The organism is Bacillus sp. SD075 (genome assembly GCF_017355165.1).
Classification (GTDB): Bacteria; Bacillota; Bacilli; order Bacillales; family DSM-1321; genus Peribacillus.
In genome coordinates this window covers 1-326 of the sequence record NZ_JADILK010000121.1, presented here as the reverse complement: position 1 = coordinate 326, position 326 = coordinate 1, and the positions used below count along the sequence as shown (strand labels likewise).

Annotated in this window: 1 protein-coding gene; it reads left to right on the top strand. The window is 30.4% G+C overall.

From position 1 onward, the window contains the following. The coding region (locus IOC57_RS25540) for a hypothetical protein (protein WP_207441375.1) at window positions 1-326 on the top strand (326 nt) is incomplete at both ends.

Sequence of the window (326 nt, the reverse complement as noted above, 5' to 3'; positions counted from 1 at the left end):
ATGATTGAACTTTCCGAACAGGAAACTCATCATAAACAAATTATCAAAAAACTTAACAAAGAAATTGAAAATTATACTAAAATGATCGACTATCTATCCGAACAGGAAAATAAATATAAAGTGAACATTGAGAATTTGGAACAAATAATTACCGATTTAAAGGAAAAAGAGAACTGCCAGCAACAAGAAATCGGTCTTTTAAATCAAACGTTTGGCGTTGTATCTGAACAAGAAAATAAATATAAAGTGGACATTGATAATTTAGAGAAAGCCATGAGCGAACTTTCTGAACAGAAAGAGCAACAGAAGCAAGTTATCGAAAACTT